The sequence below is a fragment of the Nocardia cyriacigeorgica genome (genome assembly GCF_010868145.1).
GTDB classification, from domain to species: domain Bacteria; phylum Actinomycetota; class Actinomycetes; order Mycobacteriales; family Mycobacteriaceae; genus Nocardia; species Nocardia cyriacigeorgica_D.
On the sequence record NZ_JAAGUY010000017.1, the window covers coordinates 118947 to 128929 of the forward strand.

Genomic DNA, 9983 nt, shown 5'->3' on the forward strand with positions numbered 1-9983 from the left:
GCGCGGTGCATTCACCGTCGGTTGCGCCGCGCTGAGTCCGGGGTCATGCGCCCCGCTGCGACCAGGGTGGCGAAAGCGGCCCGTTTTCGGGCGCAATCGTGTTCGCGGTGATGCTGCATGGCGCTGTGCGCGTCGTCGAGAGTCAGGGGCCGCAATGGGAGACCGCAGGTCCACGCTGTTGGGCGGGTGACCGAAGGTGCGGCAGGAGCGACCCGGCGCTGCCGATGTGCCGGAGTCGGCGAGTTCGGCCGGTCGGTCGGCCATAGGCATCCGATGATGAGCACCGCGATTGCGCACCCCGCGAGTGCGGACACGACGCTAGAGAGTACATGTCAGGAATCCACGGTAATCAACGTCATTGGCGCCTTTCGTTTCGGGCATCCGGCGCCGGGGGCTTTCGCCACCGGCCTGCGACATTGCGGGTCGGTGTGCCGGCTGGGGCACGGCATCGGCCCGGCGCCGGATGCGAAAACAGCCTCGCGTGGTCACCCGGTGGGGTGCGACGGCATGAAGTGCGCAGAGTGGATGTGCAGAATCTGCCGTTGACACGCCTGACGTGGGAATTCGGGGCTATGGTTCGCTGACCACAATTCGCGCAGGGGGCAGTTGATGGACGACGAAAAGCTCACGGCAACATGGGAAACGCCAGCCTTTCGAACGCTCCTGGCTGCGGGGGAGCCCGGACAAGCGTTGGCGTTCGTTCGTAAACGCATGGGCCTGTCGCAGGCCGATTTCGGGCAGCTGCTGCATTGGGATCGCGCGCACACGGGGAGAGTGGAGCGGGCGGAGGTGGGCACGATCTTCGACGTCCGCGAACTCTGCCGCGCCGCCGATGCTCTGGGAATACCCCGTTCGGCTCTCACACCGGTCTTGCTCGGAACCTCAGAACCGAGGACCATCGAGAGCGGGGACGAAGGAGCCGAGGACGTGAACCGCAGAAAGTTCGGTTTGGCGACGACGGTGGCATTCGCCGGCACTGTCGCAGGTTCCGCGGCATCGGACTCGATGAAGATCGGAACGCCCCACATCGGCTACATCCAGGACCTGACCCGCCGATTGTGGGAGCACGACAACCAATTCGGTGGGGGAGGGATCGCGCGGTATGCGCTGGAGCAGTATTGGCTGGCGCGGCGATGGCTCGATTACGGGGAGTTCGGGTCGCGAACGGGGGCAGACTTGGCGAGCGCGACGGGATGGCTGTCGAACACCGCGGCTTGGCTCGCGCGTGACTCGGGCAGGCCCGATTCAGCGCGGCAATCCCTCGGCGAGTCCGTCCTGCTGGCCGAACAGTACGGTGACACTTCACTACTCGCCGCCGCGCTCGGAGACCTCGCGAACCTCGCAGTGGCCAATCCTGTCCGAAGCCGGGAGCCGGTGCGACTCGCCTGCCGGGCAAGCGAACTCGCACGGCATGTCCCGTCGAGGCGATTGAACGCCCTGCGCGCCGCAGAAGAATCGACCGCACATGCAGCGGTCGGCGACTCCGATGAATTCGAGCGCGCCATTGTCCAAGTGTGGCGCGAGGTCGATCGCGGACTGGACGGCAGCGACGACCCGGCCTGGCTCGACCACGTAACCGAGGCGGAGCTACGAGTGCACGAAGCTCGCGGTCGCCGACTCCTCGGCCAACACCACCGCGCAGCCGACCTGTTCCGCGAAAGCATCACCCGCCCCGGCAACCGCCCCCGCGACGAAGCCTCGTACCGCACCTACTTCGCCGCCTCCTTGGCCGGTCTCGGCGACATCACCGAGGCAATCACCGCCGCCGACTCGGCGCTGGACCTGCTCGACGGGCCGGTTCAATCCCCACGGTTACTGAGCGAAATCGGCCCGGTCCGTGAAGCGGCCCGCGACACTCTCACTGGCCCAGCCGCCCGCTTCTGTCAGCGATATGACTGGCTGACCAGCGCTAACGCGGGCTAGTCCGTCTCTGATTCGAGGGCCAAGCGATGGACGTAACCCGAAATAGCGATACTCCTTATTAAAGGTTGTTCGACAACCTTTAATAAGGAGTAGGCATAGCGCTCCCTGTGCAGCGACGAGCCGCCGACGTGGATGGCAGCCTCTTATCGCACCGGGATCTCGGCCCGACGAGGTTCACCAGCCTCAGCTTCGATTGAGGATGTCGGTGGTCAGCATGCGTCCACCCAGTAGGCGCAGGGCGGCGAGCCTCGAGTTCGCTCGGCCGAGGTTCTGGGTTCGGGAGCCCCGTTCGTAGTAGAAAACTTCCCACCAGCCGTCCTCGGCTTCGATCAGACACCATGCTTGTTCCCGCAATCGGCCTTCCGACACCAGTGAATTCGGGGTGCTCACTTTGGAGAATTGCGCCAGCTGGCTGGTCGGGTCTTGGCGGAAGAGTTCGCCTCCGGTCATTGCGCGATCTCCTCGATGAATTTCGAGCCAACCAGGTCGACGGCAGGCAGGAGTGTGAAGTATTGGGTGCCGCGGCCGGGCTGCCCGAACCACGGCGCGACCGGACCCGACCACACCGGTGTCTCGCGGATCACCCGCCATCGGCGATAGCCCGAATGCGCGTAGTCGAGGGGAAGCGAGCGTTCGACGAACGGCGTTCCGATGTCATAGAGCAGCCGCGTGTATGTCGACCCGAACGAGTCCAGGATTCGGCCAGGTTCCAGACGGATCGGCGCCCGGCCCGCCGGGTCGGCAAAACCATCCGGATACTGTTTCGGATCTGGCCAGATCAGCCGGCGTTCCCCCATGGGGAGCGTGCGGTCATCGGCCACCACGAATCGTTGAATCCAAGCTTCCTCGGTGAATTCGCCGAACACACCACCGGCGTCGTCGTGCAGCAGTGACTGCACTGCCCGATGCGTAATCGGCGCGCCACCCAGCGCGCCCGCCGTCCCCCTACCCGGAGCCAGCGGCTGAGACCCGTCGAGCCCGCCGCCGATCATGCCGAGCATGCCCCAGCACGCAGCATCCTGCCTGGTATATGCGCAACGGTCATGTCGCCCGCCGCGTTCGTACCAGAAGACTTCGAAGGTGCCGTCCTCCTCGGGTACGAGGCAATAACGATCGTCGGCGAGTCTGCCGATCGAGTAGATCGTTTCCGGCACGCCGAGCCCGCGCAGGATCATCCCCAGCTCGTTGTAATCCACGTCCTGACCTTCCTGAAGGGCTGCCTGCCTTGTCAGTCGAAGAGTCTGTCGAACTCTTGCTCGGCGGCCTTCAACGCCTGACTGTCGAGGACCGCAGGCGAGAAGTTCCGTTCCCGGACATGGGCGATGAACTCGTCGGGTATGGCGAGGCCATACTCGCGCACGAAGTAGCCCCAATACGAGGGCCATGTCCATGTTCCATCGGTCGAGTAGCCGATCGACACCACCCGTTTCTTGGTCGGGTCCAAAGGATCGTCGATCGACGTCGTGACCCACAAGGCGCTGGATTCGTCCAAGTAGCGGGCCAGAGGCGCGCGGAGGTTGTGGTCGAGCCTGTCCAGACGCTCCCGCGCCGGCACCTGCTGGAAGGGGCTGTCCTCGTCGGCGTCATCGAGGAGGGCGACTACCTCGTCGAGGGCGGGTAAAAGGCGCATCGCTCTCAGGCCTCCCAATCGGATCGGACGAATTCGGCTTCCGGATGTTTCGACGACCTGAGCACAGCTGTCCGCTGCGCCTGGCATGGGTTCGATGCGTCAGCTGATTCTGGAGCCATGCTCATCCCATTTGTCTACAGTCACCAGCTGACCACGATCTCCGAACTTCTTTTCTATAGCCAACCGTCCGTTCTCATGCCACTCTCGGAAAGTCCCGTAGGGAAGGCCGTGTCGTACCTGTCCTTCGGATTTCGGTGTTCCGTCCGGCCACCATTCCCGTACTGATCCGTGCGGTACGCCGTTCTCGTAGAACTCCTGATATGTCAATTGATCTTCCAGGATTTCCACGGCTTCGCCGGTAAATGGCTGCCCTTGGTGTAGCAGCCTTTCGTCTTCGTCCCAGTCGACTGGGTCGAAATTGACGTCGCTCGTTGTCACGATTTCCCCTCGCCCGGCTCGTATCGACCGGTCAGATTCCCGGCGCTGGCCGGAACGTGAGTGTACCGACCACTGTAATTCTCGGCCTGCCCCATGGTCTGATTGCAGTTTGCGCAGTACGGAGTCGCTTCTGGGCCATCCGGCGAGAACGGCTTGTACGGCCAGAGCCACGTCCCGTCGGTCGAATAGCCGATCGACACCACCTGCTTGTTGGTCGGTCCAGAGGATCGTCGATGGACGCGGTCACCCACCCATATAGGGATGAAAACACCTTTGCGCGAGTCGTATCCGAGTCGACTATTGCTCGGAGCGAGAACGCCGGTACAAGTCGGCGACTTGCCTGTGCGGTAGATTCGGCCACAGTGACAGTTCTCCGGTATGCCTGTCGATCACTCCCACTCCGGAGCCGGATCGTCTCGATCTGGGTCGATGGGGTGCTGATTCGGCGGCTGCCGATTCCGTGGTGGTTGGGATCAGCGGATAGACGACGAAGCCAGCGTCGAATTCGTACACACCGCCACGACCGGCCCGGCCCATCCACTCGTCGGCTATGGCTTGAGCTTGAAAGACGTTGACGGGCCCGGCGCCGGGCCTCGGCGCGGGTTCCGCAGTTCGCGGGAGGAGCGGGATGGCTACACCCTCCACCTTCGGGACCGCGCCGCTTTCCCGTTGCCGGTAGATCTCGAGCGCAGCGGCTTCGGCGCTGATCGGCGTCGAAGCCGGATCATCGGGGCGGGGTAGTTCGACGGGCTCCCAAGTTCCGGTGGGACCGAAGGATTCGGTACTGCCGGCAGGGAGACGCCGAACGATGTCGGTTCGTCCCGAGGCGTTGCGCCGGGCGAAGTACATAACTTGCTCGGACACGAACTACTCCTTTGTCGGTGGGAGTGTGGACTCGTAGTCGAACGATGGTTGCTGACCGGAATCACGCCGTGCGAACTCGTCTGCCCACATCGTGTAAGTTCGTTGGAAGAGTGACGCGACAAGCGCTCGTTCTTCCGGTGTCAGATGACGTTTTTCCGCCCGCCGTTGATCGAATATCGCCGTGATCGTTTCGTACAAAGCGAAGATCGGCCCAGATCCGCGCAGATTTTCCATCCGCGCCTCCTCGGTCGCCCTGATGAACTCCCGCTCGGACCTGAACTTCCTTATGTGGCTCTCGGTGCGTACGCCGAGAACGGCCTCGGTGATTTCGAAAGGCGCAGATTCGAAGCGTCCCGTTCTATTATTCAAGATACTGCCGATGTCACGCCCATTCGGTGTAGTTTCCACCTTGATCGGACGGTCGAAATACTGATAGTACGAGGGTTGTGCCGCTGTCATTGCAATCCTCTTTCCAGGGCCATCTGAAACATTTCTACCGACCGTCGTTCGAGGGCGGCCTTCAGGGCAGATTCGTTCGGTGTCGGATCCCGTCCTTCGGATTCGGCGAGCGCCTTGAGGTCACGCCGACCCTCGTAAAGAGCGTGTTCATAATCTGCAACTTCGTCGATGTGGCTGAGGTGCAGTCGAAGTTCGGCGATGTGGCCATTCGGCATCCTGACCTTCATTTGGAGATCGCGATAGCCGGAGCCTACTGGTTCGTTGAATCGATCATCGAAGTCTACGATTTCTATCCGCTCATCATGCGCAAGCAATCCGGCTGCACGATAGATATCTGCCACACTGTCGAACACGATTTTCGCACCGACTAGGTCCGTGAGCCTGGAGGCGTTTCCTTGGTAGCCGGCGATCTTGTCCTCGGCGCGGACCCTGTCCTTCGGCTCGCGCCGCCAGCCGGGCTGCCCATTTGTCTCCTCAGCTACTTCACGGACGACGTCGTTCAAGGCTTCCTGCGTGGCCTGCCATTGCGCATACTGACGATCGAGATACTGACTCCGGTACTCCCGATCCTCCATTCTGCTCACGTCGAAATCAGGTTGGCGCCGGTCGGTTTCCAAGTAGTCCTCGGTCGAGGTCCGCAGGACCTCCGAGATGGTGCGTTGTTCCGCTGTGAGTGGTGTCGGCTCGGGCCCGGATGCCGATTCGTTGTCGGCGAGGATTTCGTCGGCTCCCCGGTCACGCACTTCATGTGCGGCATCAGCCAGGACAGGAATCGCCTCGGGATGGTTCATCAGAGATGCGAGTGTCTTGGGGCGAGCGAGTAGCGATTTCTCCAGGTAGTCGGTCTCCTGGAGCAGTGCCGCTAGTTCAGGATGCTGCGGGAGAAGCTGTCGAACCGCTTGTCCGATGGGCATCTCGGCGCCGTCTACAACGGTGGTCGTACCTTGCTCGTCAGCGTGACGTAGCGCCTCCACGACATGAGGTTGTGTCAGGTACTCCTCCGCGCTCAGCAGCGGAGGAAGGCTTGTATCGCCCGATGCCGGATCGGGGTTTTCGGGGCCGCCGTCTTCGGTCTCGCTCCCCGTGGGGCGTTTCGGCTGTCCCTCGGGAGTTTCGGTCACGGGATCCGAGTAATCCTGATCGGGGTCGACTACAGGATTCCGGTCGGCATCCATCGTGATCGCCCAAACGTCACCGACGCCATCCGAAAATGGGAAATAGTCTGTGATCGTTCGAGTTTGAAAATCGACCCACAGCAGGCGGCCGTTATCATTGATCAACGCGAGCTGGTGAGAGCCGGGATCGCAAGGAAGCCCGGTGTCAGGGTCGATTTCTGGTGGATCGGGTGCCCAGTCGACGAGAACTGCTGCGGTTGCGCCAGGCCCGGCATCGGCTACCCGTTGCATGGCCTCGTCGAGTCCGTCCTCACCGGTTCCGGTGTGCGAATACCGTGCGCCTGCCCACTCTTCCATGTTGGATATGCCGTCGATCTCCCCCGCCCAATCGGGTCGGCCGAACTCGTCGGTCTCCAGCATCCTCGCAGCGGCGGCTTGGGGGTCGCCGTAGAACGTCGACAAGCCGGCTCGAGTCGCATCGACACAGTTGATGCCCCGGCCCGAGTCGGCCCACGGCCCGCCATCATTGATCTCGTCTACCCACGAGTGGTTGACAGGAGGGGGTACCAGCGGCTCGCCGTCGGGTCTGCGCGGCACCGCACTCTCGACAGCTTGCTGAAACTCGGGTTCGACCGGACGCAGACCCCCAGGCTGTTCGAAAGGACGAACGTCATCCAGCGTGCGACGCGGCACCTCAAATGAGTGAGCGGGTGCGGCCGACGGTTGAGAGGGGTCCGCTGATGGGCTTCCGGGCGTGGGTGATCCCGCTCGCCCCTCGGGGATCGGAGCCGACGGACTGCTCAGGCCGGTCGTCCCATTGCGATCTTGGCCGGCCATTTGATCAGAAGTACGGGCTGCTCCGCCGCCGCTGTGATCGGTCGCAGTCACGGGTGCCTGGGCGTTCTGCGCGGTTGTGCGAGACTCTGGCGCCGGTAGTCGGTTCTCTCCGCTTCCGGCCAGGTCTCGTCCTGAGTCCCGAGGCGGTGCGGCCATGGGTTCGCGATCGGGGCCGTCTAGAACTCGAACGTCCCGCTCTGAGGCCACACTCCGTTCCGGCGGCTCCGGGCTTCTGCCCAAGCCATCGCTTTGCTGCAAGTGGGATGGATTGCCGGGGTGTTCGTATGGTGCTGGAGGTTGCGTTTGTCGATCGTGAGATGGTGTTGCGTCGGAGGTTCCGTCGGTGGCTGCATCAGTGATTCGGCCAGGACTCGGTACTGGATCTCGTCTGGAGTCTCCTGAATCTGGTCGATTTGTACCCGTCAAGTCGGTGGGTACACCTGGCGTCCCTGCACCGGTTGCCCGGTCCGAATCGCTTCGTCGTACCGCTGTCCGATCGTCCGTGGCGACAGGCTGGGGTGCGCCGTCACGACTCCGGTCTGACGGTTGACCACGTAGTTCCCCAGCCCGAGGCCCCTGCCCTTCGTTCGTTCCTCCGGCGTCAGTATTCGACGGCACACCCAGCCGAACTGAGTCGGGAGAACCGTGAACTGGCGGGTGGTGTTGAGCGCTCGGGCCAGGTACTGCTGGACTTGTTCCGGCGTTTCCAGATGTTCCGGCATTGTTTGGTCCTTCGGGGCCGATGGGAATGAAATTGCCCAGTGGCGGGAGTTCCTGCTGGGGAAGACCCTCCGCGGCCGACCGAGGATTGTTGCCGCGCGTATCGACAGACCTGTCGTCGGTTGCTGTCAGTACTCTGTCGTTCCCATTTCCGGCCAAGTCCCGTCCTGGCCCCTGCGCCAGTCCAGCCATGAAATCACGACTGCGGAGGTCGTCCCGGTTGGCTGGTATTCCAGTGTTTGTTTGTTGACCATGAGCTGGAAGTCGTGGGGCGGCTTCCGTTCGGCGAGTTCCGTTATCTGGTACTCGATCTGGTTGGTGGTCTCGTTGGTGCGACGGATACTGATGCGAGTTTGCGGTGGGTAGATTTGGCGCGCTGTTGGTTGTTGTCCGGTGCGGAGCGCTCGTGTGTAGTCCTCTACGATCTTCGGTCCCGGCCAGCTCGGGTATCTGTGCACTACTCCGGTCTCGGCGTTGACCACCAAACTCGTCATTCCGACCGTCTGGCTGAACGTTAGGCCCGGGGCCGGTTGCGGACTGCACAACCAGCCGTGCTCGATCGCTCCGATCTGATAGTTCTGGCTGGGGCCGAAGATCTGTTCCAGGTACTGCTGGACCTGTTCCTTGGTTCGATACGGCGCCTGCATCGTAGTTGACTCCTTGATCAGCTGGTATCGGTGTGAACCACACATCGACCGATGTGTTTGCCATATGTGTGGGCGGATGGTCCGTCATTTCTCCGGACTGCGGATCCCACCAGACCGGTCCGGCCGCACCGTGTGGGTACACGATCACAGTTGCGTGTGTGCTCCCGGACCGCGCAGTGCCGTCGGCGTTGTACTCGTACTGCTGCGTTTCGGGGTTCCACGCATGCCAAGCGTTAACTACCAGCGCGGCGGATCCCGGGCCGAGCTGGGAGACCCATGAATGCATCGATGCGAACTGGTCTGGGACAGACCTTTGGCCATCGTAGTAGCTGAGGAGACCACCCCCGAGCCATCGCTCCGCCCGGCTGAGACCATTGAATTCGCCAGTGGATTCGTCGATGGTTCCGTTTGGCACTCGATCCGGCCACCGCGGGGCCGAAACCTGCGGGTTGCCGAAGAAAGAGGACAGAGCCGACAAAGAGCAGTCGAGACAGTTGTTGCCGCGACCAGCTACCGTGGGGCCACCATCGTTGATGAGCTGTCCGTACGGGTGCGTACGCGGGTCCGCGCCGATCCGGAACCCATCGCCTTCGCGGAGCGAATCCTGGACGGCAGTTTGATATTCGATCCGTTCGACCGGTTGCAGTTCGGTCGTGCCGAAGCGTCGAAGCTCGGATGGATTGCCGAGTCGTGTCGGTGTACTGCTGGCCGCGATGTCGTCACTAATTTGGCGCAGATCATCCTGAGTGAGTGTCGGATTGCCATCGATCGGCACTGTCGGAAGACCGAGTTGGTGGCGAATCTGATTAGTGGCGATATCGGTGTTGCTGTGAGGCGTTATTGCGCTGAGATTCTCGCGGTTGTTGTCTACGGTCAGGTGGAGGTGGGCGGCTGCCGGGTCGGTGGTGTATACGACATCGACCAAGAGCGCGTCGCCGTTGAGCAGGCTTTGCTCGGTGTTGAATGTCCGGTCGACTGATCGCTCCACTGATTCCATGAACTGCCGTAGGTCTTGCGGCGGGACATTGCGCCCAGAGGCGAGATCGACCCGGACAGTGATCATCGAAAGGCGCTGTCCGGAGGGAAGTTCGTATCGTCGGACGTCGTATCCGGGTTCCTGACGAGAGGTGCGGTTGCGAGAGGGCGAAACGGACGTTGTTCTGCCGTCCATAGATGGACGATTCCGGTAGAACTCTCGGGCAGCACGTGCCTGGGCGATAGGTGTCTGTTGCGGCCGTTGGGTTGGCGGTGGGGTGCTCAGGTGAGGGTGCGAGCCCGCTGGCCGTGGGTCGGCACCCTGGGGGGTGTGGTTCGGGCCGGGGGCAGGTGTGTGGGGGTCGCCGGGTTGAC

At 62.5% G+C, this 9983-nt stretch carries 9 protein-coding genes and 1 pseudogene; 1 reads left to right on the forward strand and 9 read right to left on the reverse strand.

The features are described from left to right. Positions 1-927: 927 nt before the first annotated feature. The gene (locus tag GV792_RS19690; RefSeq protein WP_256668683.1) at positions 928-1923 is read left to right on the forward strand and encodes a hypothetical protein; all 996 of its coding nucleotides are present in this window, start codon (positions 928-930) and stop codon (positions 1921-1923) included. Between the two features lie 183 nt (positions 1924-2106). On the opposite strand, the gene GV792_RS19695 is transcribed toward GV792_RS19690, so the two are convergent. The 9 genes and pseudogenes from GV792_RS19695 to GV792_RS30370 all read right to left on the reverse strand — a co-directional run. Continuing rightward, the gene (locus tag GV792_RS19695) at positions 2107-2373 is read right to left on the reverse strand and encodes a hypothetical protein (protein ID WP_163825629.1); all 267 of its coding nucleotides are present in this window, start codon (positions 2371-2373) and stop codon (positions 2107-2109) included. Further along, complete coding sequence (locus tag GV792_RS19700) at positions 2370-3119, reverse strand: glycohydrolase toxin TNT-related protein (protein WP_163825631.1); 750 nt, start codon at positions 3117-3119, stop codon at positions 2370-2372. Before GV792_RS19700 ends, GV792_RS19695 begins: the two co-directional genes overlap by 4 nt. A 32-nt stretch (positions 3120-3151) precedes the next feature. After that, on the reverse strand, positions 3152-3553 hold the full coding sequence (locus GV792_RS19705) for a hypothetical protein (protein WP_163825633.1): 402 nt from the start codon (positions 3551-3553) through the stop codon (positions 3152-3154). A 99-nt stretch (positions 3554-3652) separates the two neighbouring features. Next, on the reverse strand, positions 3653-3991 hold the full coding sequence (locus tag GV792_RS19710; RefSeq protein WP_175584564.1) for a toxin-antitoxin system YwqK family antitoxin: 339 nt from the start codon (positions 3989-3991) through the stop codon (positions 3653-3655). 867 nt (positions 3992-4858) lie between these two features. After that, the gene (locus GV792_RS19715; protein ID WP_163825635.1) at positions 4859-5314 is read right to left on the reverse strand and encodes a hypothetical protein; all 456 of its coding nucleotides are present in this window, start codon (positions 5312-5314) and stop codon (positions 4859-4861) included. Beyond that, the gene (locus GV792_RS29705) at positions 5311-7122 is read right to left on the reverse strand and encodes a toxin glutamine deamidase domain-containing protein (protein ID WP_309139131.1); all 1812 of its coding nucleotides are present in this window, start codon (positions 7120-7122) and stop codon (positions 5311-5313) included. The genes GV792_RS19715 and GV792_RS29705 overlap by 4 nt, the downstream gene beginning before the upstream one ends. 566 nt (positions 7123-7688) lie before the next feature. Next, complete coding sequence (locus GV792_RS29710; protein WP_256668682.1) at positions 7689-7988, reverse strand: hypothetical protein; 300 nt, start codon at positions 7986-7988, stop codon at positions 7689-7691. Between the two features lie 126 nt (positions 7989-8114). Then, complete coding sequence (locus GV792_RS29715) at positions 8115-8633, reverse strand: hypothetical protein (RefSeq protein ID WP_256668681.1); 519 nt, start codon at positions 8631-8633, stop codon at positions 8115-8117. 151 nt (positions 8634-8784) lie between these two features. Beyond that, positions 8785-9804: pseudogene (locus tag GV792_RS30370) on the reverse strand (toxin glutamine deamidase domain-containing protein); the annotation flags it as partial. Positions 9805-9983 lie beyond the last annotated feature (179 nt).

What these genes read in the sequence shown, in the direction of transcription:
- GV792_RS19695 (WP_163825629.1), bottom strand. Translation starts at nt 2,373, where the DNA reads ATGACCGGAGGCGAACTCTTCCGCCAAGACCCGACCAGCCAGCTGGCG.
- GV792_RS19705 (WP_163825633.1), bottom strand. Translation starts at nt 3,553, where the DNA reads ATGCGCCTTTTACCCGCCCTCGACGAGGTAGTCGCCCTCCTCGATGAC.
- GV792_RS19715 (WP_163825635.1), bottom strand. Translation starts at nt 5,314, where the DNA reads ATGACAGCGGCACAACCCTCGTACTATCAGTATTTCGACCGTCCGATC.
- GV792_RS29710 (WP_256668682.1), bottom strand. Translation starts at nt 7,988, where the DNA reads ATGCCGGAACATCTGGAAACGCCGGAACAAGTCCAGCAGTACCTGGCC.
- GV792_RS29715 (WP_256668681.1), bottom strand. Translation starts at nt 8,633, where the DNA reads ATGCAGGCGCCGTATCGAACCAAGGAACAGGTCCAGCAGTACCTGGAA.